This window comes from Aeromonas sp. SrichE-2G (assembly GCF_017939565.1).
GTDB lineage: Bacteria > Pseudomonadota > Gammaproteobacteria > Enterobacterales > Aeromonadaceae > Aeromonas > Aeromonas taiwanensis.
This window is the reverse complement of record NZ_JAGKRG010000004.1, coordinates 315980-329346: the sequence shown is the minus strand read 5'-3', so window position 1 is coordinate 329346 and position 13367 is coordinate 315980. Positions and strand designations below refer to the sequence as shown.

The window sequence follows — 13367 nt, the reverse complement described above, 5'->3', positions numbered from 1 at the left end:
TCAATACCCGGCGCGCAGTCGCAACGGGCAAGCGATAAGGAATAGTCGGCGACTTTACCAAATCAAGGGCTTGTTTGTAATATGCTGGCACTTTCCCCATTCATTGATGGAGCTCATATGAGCCAATCACCCCACATGGTCAAAGATTCTGTCAGCGGCGCGGACTACTTCCTGCGCGGCTTCTCCCTCATTCGCCAGCCCGGCATCCGCACCTTCGTGCTGATCCCCCTGCTGGTCAACGTGGTGCTGTTCGCCGGCGCCTTCTACGCCCTGCTGCTGCAGCTGGACGGCCTGTTCGCCTGGCTGCACCAGCAGATCCCGTCCTGGCTCTCCTGGCTCGACTACCTGCTGTGGCCCATCGCCCTCGTCACCATACTGGTGGTGTTCTCCTTCATCTTCAGCTCGGTGACGAACTGGATCGCGGCCCCCTTCAACGGCCTGCTGGCGGAGAAGGTGGAGCAGGTGCTCACCGGCGAAACCATGAACGACACCGGCATGCTGGACGTGGTCAAGGACGTGCCGCGCACCTTCGGCCGCGAGTGGACCAAGTTGAAGTACTACCTGCCCAAGGCCATCGGCTGCCTGATCCTCTTCCTCATCCCCGTGGTGGGCCAGACCCTGGCGCCGGTGCTCTGGTTCCTGTTCAGCGCCTGGATGATGGCGATCCAGTACGTGGATTATCCGTTCGACAACCACAAGATCGACTTCATCACCATGCGCGACGCCCTCAAGCAGCGCCGTGGCAAGTGCCTGAGCTTCGGTGCCCTGGTCACCCTCTTCTCCGCCATCCCGGTGGTGAACCTCTTCGTGATGCCGGTCGCCATTTGCGGCGCCACCGCCATGTGGGTGGATCAGTACCGGGCAGAGCAACTGCGCCGCTGACCTGGGCAACCATGATAAAAAGTGGGGGCGAAAGCCCCCTTTTCATTACTTAATCTAATGCATGTATGAGTTTGCTTGCCGCACCAACACTGGGTTGTTAGGATGCGGGCCTTTCTCGCACCCTGGGATATCTCATGTTACATGCACTCTTCTTGCTGGGCCTGGTGGCCGAAGGAATGACGGGCGCGCTGGCGGCGGGTCGGCGACGGATGGATCTGTTTGGCGTCGTGATCATCGCCTCGGCGACGGCCATCGGGGGCGGCACCATCCGGGATGTGCTGCTCGGACACTATCCCCTGCTCTGGGTGGAACACCCCGAATACGTGTTGCTGGTGGCGGGCGCCGCCATGGCCGGGGTCATCTCTGCCCCGCTGATGCGCTACCTCGGCAAGCTGTTCCTGGCGCTGGATGCCCTGGGACTGGTGGTCTTCTCCATCTTCGGGGCCGCCCGGGCGCTGGAGATGGGGCACGGGGCCGGCATCGCCTGCATCATGGCCGTGGTGACCGGCGTCTTCGGCGGCGTGCTGCGGGATCTTTTGTGCCAGCGCATCCCGCTGGTGTTCAAACGGGAGCTTTATGCCGCCGTCTCCCTGGTGACGGCCGCCCTCTACTGCTTCGCGCTGGATCAGGGGATCCCGGCGGACTGGGCCGCCTTCGGCGCCATCGGCATCGGCTTCGTGCTGCGTCTGCTGGCGGTGCGTTTCAAGTGGGGGCTGCCCACCTTCAACTACCAGTACGCGGCCCACTGAGCGCGCCAGTTTCTGGCCACATCGCCCGGATAACGACCAACAAAAAAGCGCCAAAGGGCGCTTTTTTGTTGGCTGAGCTCATGAAAATCTGGCTCAGTTGATCCCTTCGGAGCTGAAGAAAGTCGCCTTGTCGGCGATGAAGCGGATCTTGATGTTCTTGCCCTCTCCCCCCCAGATGCAGCTGGTGGTGCCGAGGGCATCGTCACAACGCTCGGCCTTGCCGAGGATGGCGCTCGCTTCGGCATAGCTGATCCCGACCTTCAGCTTCTCGTAGTTCTCGCGATTGAGCTTGCTGCAACCGGTCAGCAGCAGGGCGATCATTCCCCCGATCAAAATCTGCTTCATCTCTCTCTCCTCTTGCTGGAGTCCAGAGCCTAGCAGCTGAAACCCCCTCATTGCCAGCGCCCACCAGCGGCATACGACACCACTCAACCGCCGTCACCAGCTACGAACGGGGCCCGTATCCAGGTGCACGAAGTTGTCAGACGGGTAGTAACCCACCCCGCCGACCCTGAGGTTCAGGGCCGCCTTGCGCAGATGGGCCAGCTGCACGTCGGGCATGCGCACATCCACCGCCTGGCCCAGGGTATGGTAGCTGTGCTTGGCAACCCCGCGGCTCTTGCGCCGCTTCTGGTCGTTCGTCCGTGGGGAACGGTAGCCCGAGATGAGCTGGATCTCCCCCTTGTGGCCCAGCTTGTGCTGCAGCAGGAACAGCTGATCGAACAGCTTCCTGTCGATGTTGAACACTTCATTGCGACGATAGTCGCGGAAAATGTGGTTGAGCTCCGCCAGCCCGTCGTTCAGGTAGCGGCCATCTTCCCAATAACTGGCCCGCACCCGCTCGCCGGTATTGAGGTTGAAGAAGCTGAGCTCCCGCCCCGAGGTGCTGCGGCTCGCCTGCGCCGGAAACGACAGCAGGCTGGCGCCCATCAGGCAGCCGGCTCCCAGCAGCAGACGGCGTCGGCTCATCTCTTGTTCCAGCATCCGTTGTCCGTCCATCTCATGGTGAATGAAAGTCATACAGAGGCCGAAACTACCTGCCGGGAAAAGCCCTGTCAAACCGCAAGCGCCCATGAAAAAGCCCGGCGCAGGCCGGGCTGTTCACTCTGTGGCGAGGATCACAACAAGCGACTCTGATAGCTGACTCTGTCGAATCCGTAGATGTCGTTGCGCAGTTGCTGGCGACCCTCTTCATCGATCCAGCTGCTCCAGTAGACGGTGAACACCGGGATCGGGCTGGTCAGGGGCAGCCACTTGGTCTGGGTCTCTTTCAGGATGTTGGCCACCTTGTCAGGCTGATAGCGGGAGTCCGCCAGCAGCAGCTCCGCCAGATCGTCCGCGTGCTCGACCCGGATGCAGCCCGAGCTGAAAGCGCGGGCCCCCTGCTCGAACAGCGCCTTGCGCGGCGTCGAGTGCAGGTAGATGGCGTCGTTGTTCGGCAGGTAGAACTTGTAGCGGCCCAGGGCGTTGTGATCCCCCGGCTTTTGCCGCAACCGGTAGGGGAAGCCGGAAGCCAGCGCCTGGTGCCAGCCATCTTCGCTGAACTGTACCGGGTTGCCTTCGCCGTCGATCACCTCGAACTGTTCCCGATCCAGATAGGCAGGATCGCGCCCGAGCTTGGGCAGGATGTCCTTGCTCAGGATGGAACGCGGCACGTGCCAGGCCGGGTTGAGCACGATGGAGCGGATCTCGCTCGCCAGTATAGGGGTGGCCCGCTGCTCCTTGCCGACGATGACCCGGCTGGTGAAGACCTCGCTGCCGGACTCCACCACGCTCAGGCGGTAATCCGGGATATTGACCAGCACATAGCGGCCGGCGAGGTGATCCACCAGATCCCGGCGCCACAGGTTGCGCAGCAGCAGACTGGCGCGCACCTCGGGCCCGGTATTGAGCCAGGTGCGGGTCTGGCGACCAATGATGCCATCGGCGGTCAGGCCATGGCGGCGCTGGAACTGCTTGATGGCCTGTTCGGTGTCCGCATCGTAGAGGGCATCCTGATGGGCGGGAGCGCCATCCCCCAGCTCGTTGAGGATGGTGCGGATCTGGCCGAGCTCAGCCGAACTCTCGCCAGCCCTCAGGGTCGGCATCTCCAGGTTGGGCCAGCGTTTGGCCATGGGCATGGCCAGCAACTTGCGCACTTCCTCGCGCACGGCGTCATACTCCGCCACCTGGGGTCTGAGCTGCTTGACCTGATCCAGCAGGTTGTCGCCCACGGGCTCGTGGGCCAACGGCTGGTTCAGATCGAGCTTGAGGGTCTGCATCTGCTCGCGAGCGACCAGATCCATGGCCCGCCAGGCTTGCTGGAAACGGGCCAGCTTGCCAAAGGCTTCGTCATAGAGGGCGCCGCGCCGATCCGCCGGGGCCTTCTGCAGTCGCTGCCAGAGCCGGTAGAAGTCGGGATGGAGCTGGGCCAGCACCGCCTCCTGCAGCTGTTGTTCGAGCTCGTGACGCGCCTGCTCCGCTGTGCTGTTCTGATACCAGTCATGCTGAATGCTGGGACTGGCCACCACCGCCTGCTCGGGGCTTGCCTGAACCATGCTGGCCGGCCAGCAGCCAAGCCAGATGAGATTCGCCAATGCCAACCAATACTTCTTACCCATGCTTCTTACCACGCTTGCCTCAAATCGGTTCAATTCGGCCTGTCAGGCGCGACGGTCAGGTGCCCATGATGCGTGAATGCCGGCGACTTTGCTAGCGCACGGAGGTGTAGCGACGCCAGATATGCTCATGCTCCCCGCTCTCGCCCACGGCCACGATCGCCTGGTTGAATCGCTGCACAAATTCACTCGATATCGTCTTCTTGCTCAGCATGAAAGAGGTCGGCGTCTCGTAAATCCCCATGGCATGGGGAACCACCTTGTCCGACAGCCCCTCTTTTTTCAGACCCCAGGAAGTGGCCAAACTATCCCCGAGAAACCCGTCTATCCGTCCCAGCACCAGCTTGCGGTAATTCTGCACATCGTTGACCGCGCTCACCCGATCAGGATAACGACGCAGCTGCTCGGCGATGTCGGGGCCATAGTAGTAATCCCGGGTGACCCCCAGCCGATGCCCGCGGTCCAGCCAGCGACCCAGATCCATTTCATCACCCATATCGGGCTTGCGCACCCAGAGCGCCGTCCGGCCGGGATTGTAGGGAATGGAGAACCAGGCATAGCGCGCCCTGTCGTCGGAGAAGTAGGCCTCCATCAGGATGTCCAGCCGGCCCAGTTCCAGATCGTGCAGTCCCCGCTTCCAGGGGAGCTCCACATAGTGGAGGCGGCATCCCAGCCGGGCCGAGACGGCGTTGAGGTAATCGATAGCGAACCCGCGCAACTGACGGTGTTCCCCTTCCTGCTGGTAATAGTGATAGGGCGGCCAGTCATCGAAACCGACGCGAAGCGGTACAGGACAGAGGGACTGCGCCCACAGGGATTGCAGGGGCAGCCAGCAGAGCACGCACAGAGATAGCAGTCTCATGGGTCATCCTTGACAGCGGGACGAGCCATCTTAATGGTGGCCGCCCAAAATGGCGACAGATCCTGCCACAGCAATCGATAATTTCAGCCATTTGCCTGAGGCGGCCAAGCCCCGGGCCGGCGGGAGGCCCCGCAGAAAGGGCGACAAACCCAGGTGACAAACGGCCCCAAAGCCTCTTGGAGTACAGGGATATCAAGGGTTAATATGTGAGCAAATATATTTTTGTGATCCACTATGCTTTTTTTGCAATTGGATTAGCATATGCGCGAAATCTGCCTACCCATCTGTCAGGCGTCGAGTGAGTAATATGACCTACAAAAAGTTCGGTTTTCTGGCTGCCATCCTGGCACTGAGCGGTTTTTATCTGTACACCCTCTACCTGGCCGCTCACCCCAACGTGAGCCTGGCTTACAAGCTCTATTACCTGGAAGGCAAGACCCGCTTCTGGGAGCACAACTCCAGCATGACCTACCAGCCGGGTAACGAACTCAACCTGACCAAGCCGAGCCGCTTCCTCTCCAGCGAAGGCTGGGCCAAGAAGCCGAGCGAGCAAGGCACCGAACTGAGTGGTCAGGGCGGTCTCTATTTCGTGCTGCCCAAGCAGCAGGCCCAGCCGGAGCAGCTCACCATCCAGGCCAGGATCAACAGCCCCGAAGCCGGCGCCCTGCTGAAGGTAGCCCTGGGTCACGACTTCACCACCACGGTCAAACTGGCCAAGGCGGGCATCAACGAGATCCGCCTCAGCCTGCCGGGCGACTCCCTGACCGCCGATCCCAAGCACCCCAACTTCCTGGCGCTCTCCGCCCCGACACCGCTCAACGTCCAGTCGGTGCGTCTGACCGTCGCGCAGTGAAGCTGAATTCTCAACACGCTGTTTTATAAAATAATTCTTTCAATAAGGAAGTTTCCATGTCGCATGCCGATTTTCGACTCTCTCTGGTCGTGCCCGTTTATAACGAGGAAGAGAGCATAGACGCCTTCATCAGCGCGATAGACAACGAACTGGCCCCCCTCAAAGACCGGCTTGAGATCGTATTCGTCAACGACGGCAGCCGCGACCGCACCCGCGACGTGGTCGAACAGGCCATCGCCCGCGATCCCCGCGTCACCCTGGTCAACCTGGCCCGCAACTTCGGCAAGGAGGCGGCCATGACCGCCGGTCTGCACCATGCCAAAGGTGATGCCATCGTGCCCATGGACGTGGATCTGCAGGATCCCCCGGCCCTCATCCTGGAATTCGTCAAGCTGTGGCAGACCGGTGACTATGACACCGTCTACGGCATCCGGGTGGATCGCAGCGCCGACACCCCCATGAAGCGCCTGACCGCCGGCGGCTTCTACCGTTTCTTCAACGCCCTCTCCACCAGCACCAAGCTGCCGGAAAACGCCGGTGACTTCCGCCTCATCGACCGCAAGGTGGTCGAGGCCATCAAGCAGCTGCCCGAGCGCAACCGCTTCATGAAAGGGCTGTTTGCCTGGGCCGGTTTCCGCGCCGTCGGCGTGCCCTACGAGCGCCCCGCCCGCCACGCCGGCGAGACCAAGTTCAACTACTGGAAGCTGTGGAACTTCGCCCTCGACGGCCTGATGAGCTTCTCCAGCTGGCCGCTGCGCGTCTGGAGCTATGTGGGGGTCGGCGTCTCCTTCATCGCCTTCCTCTATATCCTCAAGATCGTCACCCAGGTGGTCTTCTTCGGCATCGACGTGCCGGGTTACGCCTCCCTGATGTCGGTGGTGCTGTTCCTCGGCGGTATCCAGCTGCTGTCGCTGGGCATCATCGGCGAGTACATCGGCCGCATGTTCGTGGAAGTGAAGCAGCGTCCCGTCTACCTCATCGAGGGGGTCTACGGCCAGTATGCCCGCCAGGATGCCGAGCAGCCGCAGGCGCCTGCCGCGCAGCCGGATGCAGACAAGCAGGAGCCTGCGTCCCGATGATCTCCCGCGAGGAATTCTGGCGGCTGGTGCGCTTCGGTTTTGTCGGCGGGGGGGCCACCCTCGTCGATCTGGGCACCTCGGTCGCCCTGTTCCATACCTGGCCCGGCATCTCCGAGCACCTGGTCACGACCCTGGCCTTCGCCGTCGCGTTCTGGTTCTCGTTTTTCGGTCACCGCTACATCACCTTTCAGAAGCAGGGTGCCGCCAGCAAGTTCCTGCTGGTCGCACTCTTCTCCCTGGCGGTGCGTAACCTGATCCTGAGCGGCCTGCTGTTTGCGGGGCTTCAGGGCCTGCTGCCGGTGGTGATCGCCACCCTGACCGTGACCATCCTCACCTACATACTCTCCCGCGTCTGGGTATTTGCCTGATGAATGATATGACCAATACTGCCCCGCCAACCGGGGCTGCTCTCCCCTATCGCCCGTCACTGCGCATCAGCGGCCGCGACTGGCTGATGATCGTCGCCGCCTTCGTACTGAGCCGGGTGGCCCTGTACGGCATGGGCTACTTCGGTGTCCAGCTCTATGGCGCACCCGACATCGGGCCGCTGCAGGCCTATTGCCAGTTCGACTGCGTCTGGTTCCAGCGCATCATCGAGAACGGCTATGACCTCTACCCGCGCTGGCTGAGCAAGGGCAATGCGGCAAACTGGGCCTTCATGCCCCTCTATCCCATGCTCGCCGGCGGGATCTCCAGCCTGCTCAACATGGAGAGCCTGTTCGGCCTGATGCTGGTGACCAACGTCGCCTTCTTCATCAGCCTGCCCCTGATGCTGCTGGTGCTGCGCCAGCTCAAGCTGGGGGACGAGACCGCCCGCTTCGGGGTCTGGCTGCTGGCCTTCTCCCCCTTCTCCGCCTACTTCGTCTCCGGTTATGGCGAGTCCATGTTCATGGCGCTGATGCTGGGCATGTTCCTGTTCGCCTATCGCGAGCAGTGGCTGATGGTGGCCTTCCTCGGCGTCTTCATCTCGGCGACCCGCAATCTGGGGGTCATGATGGTGTTCCCCGTGCTGATCCTGGCCCTGCAGGCCTACGGCTGGCGCGAGTTCTTCCGCTTCACCGAGCGGGCCTTCAAGGTGGTGTTCACCCTCTGGCTCATTCCCCTCGGCCTCTTCTCCTACATGGTCTATCTCTACCATCTGACCGGGGATGCGTTCGCCTTCAAGCACATCCAGGTCGCCTGGGGCCGCTACATGGACAGCCCGCTGGACTGGTGGCTGAGCGGCTTCGAGCTGGGCGGTCGCAAGGCCTACCTCTCCATCATGGTGATCTTCGGCTGGTGCCTGAACGGCTACCTGTTCAGCCAGAAGCGCTGGGCCGAGGCGACCCTGATGTTCATCTGCTGCACCATACCGCTGATGACGGGCCTCAACGCCATGCCCCGCTACATGTTCGGCCTCTACCCGACCCTGCTGGCTATCATACTGATGGCCCATCGCTGGCCCGCCATCCGCCCGGCGGTGCTCTGCATCAGCGGCATGGTTGCCTCCTTCATCGCGGTGGCCTTCGTCAACTTCAAGTTCTTCACCGTGTGACGCTCCCCCGCCCCCCACAAAGCCGGTCCACTGACCGGCTTTTTTCATGGGCGCGAATCCCGCTCACATTTTTCCATTCTTGAAAACGTAACCATTTGAACTGACGTCACAAATCGGCATCTTGCCCGTCCAAGCCCGCCGTCATGCCCCCTAGAATGAGTGCCTCAACGGAACTCGAACTCCACACTCTGCTCAAGGAATGGCCTATGCGTCCCACCCTTCGTCCATCATCCCTGTGGCTTGCCGTGCTCGCCACACCACTGTTCATCGGTCAGGCGATGGCCGCCCCCGAGGTCTATCTCCACGTGGATGGCAAGCCGGTGGCCGGGGCGCTGACGCTGGACAAGGGCACAGTCACCCTGACCCACAGGCTGGACAAGGGCAGCCACCAGATCCGCATCAGCGATGCCGGCAACAGCTGCGGCACCAGCTTTGGGCCGACCGAGGCCAGGCCGCTTCCCTTCGGCACCGCCCAGCCCATGGACAAGTGCAGCAAGGGGGCGAGCTTCAACCTGAGGGTGATGCTGGCGGGGGACTACGAGTTCACCTTCAACCCGGATACCCCCAGCCTCAAGGTGCTGCGGGCGACCAAGAAGAGCGAGTTCAAACGCCAGCCCCCGGAAGAGCCTTGCATCAGCTGGGATGGCGGCCCGGTGACGACCTTACTCAAGGGGGTCTGGCCAGACGGCACCCGGCTGCGGGACGCCTACTCGGGACAGGAAGTCGTGGTTAAGGGCGGCAAGGTGACCCTGACGCCGAGCAAGGAGAGCGACGGCCTGCTGCTGCTCGAACCGGTCAAGACCGCCAAGGCCGCCCCCTTCAGCTGGGATCAGGCGAGTGTCTACTTCCTGCTGACCGACCGCTTCCACAACGGCGATCCGGCCAATGATCACAGCTTCGGCCGCCAGAAGGATGGACAGGACGAGGTGGCCACCTGGCACGGCGGCGACTTCAAGGGGCTGACCGAGAAGCTCGACTACATCAAGCAGCTCGGCATCAACGCCATCTGGATCACCCCCATGGTGGAGCAGGTTCACGGCTTCATCGGCGGCGGCGAGCAGGGCAACTTCCCCTTCTATGCCTACCACGGCTACTGGGCCCTGGACTTCACCAGGATTGACCCCAACTACGGCGACGAGGAGAGCCTCAGGACCCTGGTGGACGAGGCCCACAAGCGCGGCATGCGGATCATCCTGGACGTGGTGATGAACCACGCGGGCTACGCCACCCTGGCGGATCTGCAGGATCTGGGGCTCACCGATCTCACCCAGAACACCGGCAAGCTGCCGACCCGCTGGAACGAATGGCGCCCGAGCGGCGGCCTCAACTGGCATGGCTACAACCAGTTTATCGACTACCAGTCAAGCGAGTGGAGCAAGTGGTGGGGGCCCGACTGGGTGCGGGCCGGTCTGCCCGGCTACCCGCAACCCGGCACCGACGACGTCACAGGCTCGGTGGCCGGGCTGCCGGACTTTCTGACCGAATCCACCAGACCGGTGGGCTTGCCGCCGCTGCTGGCCGCGAAAAAAGACACGCGGGCCAAGGCCCTGCCCGACGCCACCGTGAGCGATTACCTCATCGCCTGGCACACCGACTGGGTGCGCCGCTTTGGCATCGACGGCTTCCGGGCCGACACCGTCAAGCACCTGGAGCCCGCGGTCTGGGCCAAGCTCAAGCAGGCGGGCACCGCCGCGCTCAAGGAGTGGAAGGCCGCCAACCCGGACAAGGCTCTCGATGACCTCCCCTTCTACATGGTGGGCGAGGTGTGGGATCACGGGGTCGCCAAGGACTTCTGGTATCAGAACGGCTTCGATTCCCTGATCAACTTCGACTACCAGCGTGAATTCGCCCTGCCCCAGGCCCAGTGCATGGCCGGCGCCGAACCCACCTATGCCGGCTACGCCAGCCGCATCAACCAGGATCCCGAGTTCAACGTGCTGAGCTACATCAGTTCCCACGACACCAAGCTCTTCTTCGGCGACTACCAGGACGTGCCACTGCAGCGCCGGGTCGCGAGCAGCTTCATGATGCTGCCGGGGGGGATCCAGATCTACTACGGGGACGAGTCGGGACGCGGGCTCGCCAAGGATGGCGGCGTGTTCGATCAGAGCGTGCGCTCGGACATGAACTGGCAGGAGCTGGAGAGCGGCGAGAAGGCCGGGCTGGTCAAACACTGGCAGCGCCTCGGCCAGTTCCGCGCCGCCCATCCGGCCATTGCGGCGGGCAGCCACCAGAAGATCTCCGATACCCCCTACAGCTTCGTGCGGGAGAAAGGGGAGGACAAGGTAGTGGTGGTCTTTGCCGGCCGGCAGAAATAAGGCTGAGTACACGCAAAAGGGGGGAGCCATGAGCTCCCCCCTTTTTTCGTTCCATTCCCGCCGGTTACTCCGGGTGACGGGCCACCACCGGCCACTGCAGGCGGGCCTTGAGCAGGGTCTCCTGCCACAGGGGCCAGGCCAGCAGGGCCTGCTGATAGGCGCCGGCCTGACCGGGCAACAGAATGCCGTAACTCGCCAGCCGATAGGCCATCACCGCATAGAAGGCATCCAGGATGCCCGCCTCGTCGAAGTAGAAGGCGCCCCTGGCCTGGGACCAGATCGTCTGCAACCGGGCCAGCTCGCCGAGGGTCTCCACCGGCGGCTCGCTCTGGGTCGGCGCGCCGAGGAAGAAGGGGAGCAGGCTGCGGATCTGGCCAAAGCCTGCGTGCAGCTCGGCGCACAGGCTGCGGGCCAGCGCCCGCTCGGCCCGATCGGTCGGGTAGAGGCGACGCTCCGGACACAGCTCGTGCAGGTACTCGGCGATGGCCAGGGAGTCGTGGATGCGCAGCGCCCCGTCATCGAGCCAGGGCACCAGGCCGGCCGGCGCCACCCGCTTGAGCCGTTGCAGCGCCCTGGCATCCTCCAGATCGAATACCTGCTCCTGCCACTCCAGACCGCTCATGGCCAGCACCAGTGCGGCCCTCATCGCCCAGGTGGAGCCCGTGCCCACCGTCAATACCAGAGATCCCATCTATTGCCTCCTGCATGGGTTGTTCATGACCCGGTATCGGCCAGGCAGGCACGACATCCGATGGCCGCCTCACATTTGCGCACCCGCGGGTTTGACCCACCTGGGGAGCAGTGCTAGTTTGATTTTTCAAAACAATCAGTTAGCAACAATGTGAGCAATGGACAGCCAATTTACCATCGTCATCGCAGATGACCACCCCCTGTTTCGGGGAGCCCTCTATCAAGCGGTGCACATGGCCATCGACGACGCCAGGCTGCTGGAAGCGGACTCCATCGACAGCCTGAGTCACCTGCTCGCCGAGCACCCGGACGTCGACCTGCTGCTGCTGGATCTCAAGATGCCCGGGGCCAACGGGTTCGAGGGGCTGGCCTATCTGCGCGGCCACCATCCGGATCTGCCCATCGTCGTGGTCTCGGCATCGGAAGATCCCGCCATCATCCAGCAGGTGCTGCGCCTCGGGGCCCTGGGGTTCATCCCCAAGTCCGTCCCCATGAAGGAGCTGGTCAACGCCCTCAATACGGTGATCGGGGGGGACAACTGGGTGCCCGAGGGTATCTCCCTCCACCCCGAGCCCGTCGACGGCCCGGATTTCGCCAGCAAGTTGGCCAGCCTCACTCCCCAGCAGTACAAGGTGCTGATCATGCTGCGGGACGGCAGCCTCAACAAGCAGATCGCCTGGGAGCTCAACGTCTCCGAGGCCACCATCAAGGCGCACATCACCGCGATTTTCCGCAAACTCGGCGTCAAGAACCGCACCCAGGCGGTCATCGCCCTGCAACAGATGGGCATCAAGGACGACTGAGCCTCCGTGTACCAAAGGCGCACATCCCCGATGTCCTTCCGCAAACCCGGCGTCAAGAACCGCACCCAGGCGGTCATCGCCCTGCAGCAGATGGGCATCAAGGACGACTGAGCCTCCGTGTACCAAAGGCGCACATCCCCGATGTCCTTCCGCAAACTCGGCGTCAAGAACCGCACCCAGGCGGTCATCGCCCTGCAGCAGATGAGCATCAAGGACGACTGAGTTTTCTCTCGGCTGCTCCATCTCACCACCGTCCTCCGCAAGCCAGACGCCAGAAACCGCACCCTGGCGCCCTGAGTGCGGCTTTTGCTCCTCGACAAATAGCACGGTCGTACTTTATGCTGCCACTCTTCATCGAAGGAGAGCAGGATGAGCAAGGGGCGCCTGACCCGTGACACGATTTTGCAGACCGCGTTTGAGCAGGCGAGCCAGCAGGGGCTGGAGAGCCTGACCATAGGCTCGCTCGCCGCCGCCTGCGAGATGTCCAAGAGCGGTCTGTTCGCCCACTTCCAGTCCCGCGACAACCTGCAGATCGCCGTGCTCACCCATTCCGCCGAGGTGTTTCGGGAGCGGGTGATCCAGCCGGTGCGCCAGCAGCAGCACCAGACCCAGCAGGCAAAGCTGCTCGCCCTGCTGCAGGCCTGGCTGGCCTGGAACCAGAGCTTCGCCGGACGCTGCATGTTCCTCGACGCCTGGACGTCGGCCCAGGAGGGAGAGGTCCAGCAGGCCGCCCGCCGGCTGGTGCGCTTCTGGCTCGATTACCTGGCTCGCCAGGTGGTGCAGGGGCAGGCCAGGGGGGAGTGGCGCGCCGATCTCGATCCCTGGCGCGCGGTTTACCGCCTCTATGGCCTCTATCTGGGGGATCAGGTGTTCCATGCACTGGATCTCAGCCAGGATCCGGGCCGCCACTTCTGGCCCGAGGTGGAACAGTTGCTGGCCAGCTGGCGCTGAGTATCGACACTGATTTTTAAAAACCGACAAAAAAGCACGACCGTTCGCA

General features: G+C 62.8%; 14 protein-coding genes and 1 pseudogene. 10 read left to right on the top strand and 5 right to left on the bottom strand.

What is annotated here, in order from left to right:
* Positions 1 to 117 precede the first annotated feature (117 nt).
* Both cysZ and J9885_RS03585 read left to right on the top strand, forming a co-directional pair.
* Entirely contained in the window at positions 118 to 882 is a 765-nt protein-coding gene (gene cysZ / locus J9885_RS03590; RefSeq protein WP_210548119.1) for a sulfate transporter CysZ, read from the top strand.
* A 134-nt stretch (positions 883 to 1016) separates the two neighbouring features.
* Positions 1017 to 1631, top strand: coding sequence for a trimeric intracellular cation channel family protein (locus J9885_RS03585; RefSeq protein WP_043808986.1), 615 nt, complete (start codon positions 1017 to 1019; stop codon positions 1629 to 1631).
* Between the two features lie 93 nt (positions 1632 to 1724).
* Here J9885_RS03585 and J9885_RS03580 read toward each other — a convergent pair whose 3' ends face one another.
* From J9885_RS03580 to J9885_RS03565, 4 genes are all read right to left on the bottom strand, one after another.
* On the bottom strand, positions 1725 to 1976 hold the full coding sequence (locus J9885_RS03580; protein ID WP_210548118.1) for a DUF3862 domain-containing protein: 252 nt from the start codon (positions 1974 to 1976) through the stop codon (positions 1725 to 1727).
* A gap of 93 nt (positions 1977 to 2069) precedes the next feature.
* The gene (locus J9885_RS03575; RefSeq protein WP_210548117.1) at positions 2070 to 2615 is read right to left on the bottom strand and encodes a YcbK family protein; all 546 of its coding nucleotides are present in this window, start codon (positions 2613 to 2615) and stop codon (positions 2070 to 2072) included.
* Between the two features lie 134 nt (positions 2616 to 2749).
* Complete coding sequence (locus J9885_RS03570; RefSeq protein ID WP_210548116.1) at positions 2750 to 4231, bottom strand: L,D-transpeptidase family protein; 1482 nt, start codon at positions 4229 to 4231, stop codon at positions 2750 to 2752.
* A 91-nt stretch (positions 4232 to 4322) separates the two neighbouring features.
* Entirely contained in the window at positions 4323 to 5090 is a 768-nt protein-coding gene (locus J9885_RS03565; RefSeq protein WP_210548115.1) for a transporter substrate-binding domain-containing protein, read from the bottom strand.
* 307 nt (positions 5091 to 5397) lie between these two features.
* On the opposite strand from J9885_RS03565, the gene J9885_RS03560 reads away from it, so the two are divergent.
* From J9885_RS03560 to J9885_RS03540, 5 genes are all read left to right on the top strand, one after another.
* Positions 5398 to 5943 (top strand): hypothetical protein, encoded by a 546-nt coding sequence (locus J9885_RS03560; protein ID WP_042074263.1) that lies wholly within the window; start codon positions 5398 to 5400, stop codon positions 5941 to 5943.
* Between the two features lie 56 nt (positions 5944 to 5999).
* A complete protein-coding gene (locus J9885_RS03555) occupies positions 6000 to 7022 on the top strand; it encodes a glycosyltransferase family 2 protein (protein WP_210548114.1) in 1023 nt (340 codons plus the stop codon).
* Positions 7019 to 7390 carry a GtrA family protein gene (locus tag J9885_RS03550; protein WP_043758782.1) on the top strand — a complete coding sequence of 124 codons (372 nt, stop codon included), beginning with the start codon at positions 7019 to 7021 and terminating at the stop codon, positions 7388 to 7390. Before J9885_RS03555 ends, J9885_RS03550 begins: the two co-directional genes overlap by 4 nt.
* Positions 7390 to 8556: a hypothetical protein gene (locus J9885_RS03545; RefSeq protein ID WP_210548113.1), complete on the top strand. Its 1167-nt coding sequence runs from the start codon at positions 7390 to 7392 to the stop codon at positions 8554 to 8556. The genes J9885_RS03550 and J9885_RS03545 overlap by 1 nt, the downstream gene beginning before the upstream one ends.
* A gap of 206 nt (positions 8557 to 8762) precedes the next feature.
* Entirely contained in the window at positions 8763 to 10874 is a 2112-nt protein-coding gene (locus J9885_RS03540) for an alpha-amylase (RefSeq protein WP_210548112.1), read from the top strand.
* A 64-nt stretch (positions 10875 to 10938) separates the two neighbouring features.
* Here the strand turns inward: J9885_RS03540 and J9885_RS03535 are convergent, their stop codons facing one another.
* Complete coding sequence (locus tag J9885_RS03535; RefSeq protein WP_210548111.1) at positions 10939 to 11565, bottom strand: glutathione S-transferase N-terminal domain-containing protein; 627 nt, start codon at positions 11563 to 11565, stop codon at positions 10939 to 10941.
* Positions 11566 to 11722: 157 nt separating this feature from the next.
* Here J9885_RS03535 and J9885_RS03530 point away from each other — a divergent pair, with 157 nt between their 5' ends.
* The 3 genes and pseudogenes from J9885_RS03530 (at position 11723) to J9885_RS03515 (ending at position 13318) form a co-directional block, all read left to right on the top strand.
* A complete protein-coding gene (locus tag J9885_RS03530; protein WP_043758774.1) occupies positions 11723 to 12367 on the top strand; it encodes a response regulator transcription factor in 645 nt (214 codons plus the stop codon).
* 147 nt (positions 12368 to 12514) lie between these two features.
* Positions 12515 to 12589 (top strand): annotated as a pseudogene (locus tag J9885_RS03520) (DNA-binding response regulator); the annotation flags it as partial.
* A 147-nt stretch (positions 12590 to 12736) separates the two neighbouring features.
* Entirely contained in the window at positions 12737 to 13318 is a 582-nt protein-coding gene (locus tag J9885_RS03515; protein ID WP_134695717.1) for a helix-turn-helix domain-containing protein, read from the top strand.
* Positions 13319 to 13367: the final 49 nt, after the last annotated feature.

Bases quoted from the DNA above. Each gene is read 5' to 3' on its own strand.
- J9885_RS03515 (WP_134695717.1), top strand. From the start codon at position 12,737: ATGAGCAAGGGGCGCCTGACCCGTGACACGATTTTGCAGACCGCGTTT.
- cysZ (WP_210548119.1), top strand. From the start codon at position 118: ATGAGCCAATCACCCCACATGGTCAAAGATTCTGTCAGCGGCGCGGAC.
- J9885_RS03560 (WP_042074263.1), top strand. From the start codon at position 5,398: ATGACCTACAAAAAGTTCGGTTTTCTGGCTGCCATCCTGGCACTGAGC.
- J9885_RS03530 (WP_043758774.1), top strand. From the start codon at position 11,723: ATGGACAGCCAATTTACCATCGTCATCGCAGATGACCACCCCCTGTTT.
- J9885_RS03585 (WP_043808986.1), top strand. From the start codon at position 1,017: ATGTTACATGCACTCTTCTTGCTGGGCCTGGTGGCCGAAGGAATGACG.
- J9885_RS03575 (WP_210548117.1), bottom strand. From the start codon at position 2,615: ATGCTGGAACAAGAGATGAGCCGACGCCGTCTGCTGCTGGGAGCCGGC.
- J9885_RS03535 (WP_210548111.1), bottom strand. From the start codon at position 11,565: ATGGGATCTCTGGTATTGACGGTGGGCACGGGCTCCACCTGGGCGATG.
- J9885_RS03540 (WP_210548112.1), top strand. From the start codon at position 8,763: ATGCGTCCCACCCTTCGTCCATCATCCCTGTGGCTTGCCGTGCTCGCC.
- J9885_RS03570 (WP_210548116.1), bottom strand. From the start codon at position 4,231: ATGGGTAAGAAGTATTGGTTGGCATTGGCGAATCTCATCTGGCTTGGC.
- J9885_RS03550 (WP_043758782.1), top strand. From the start codon at position 7,019: ATGATCTCCCGCGAGGAATTCTGGCGGCTGGTGCGCTTCGGTTTTGTC.
- J9885_RS03545 (WP_210548113.1), top strand. From the start codon at position 7,390: ATGAATGATATGACCAATACTGCCCCGCCAACCGGGGCTGCTCTCCCC.
- J9885_RS03555 (WP_210548114.1), top strand. From the start codon at position 6,000: ATGTCGCATGCCGATTTTCGACTCTCTCTGGTCGTGCCCGTTTATAAC.
- J9885_RS03565 (WP_210548115.1), bottom strand. From the start codon at position 5,090: ATGAGACTGCTATCTCTGTGCGTGCTCTGCTGGCTGCCCCTGCAATCC.
- J9885_RS03580 (WP_210548118.1), bottom strand. From the start codon at position 1,976: ATGAAGCAGATTTTGATCGGGGGAATGATCGCCCTGCTGCTGACCGGT.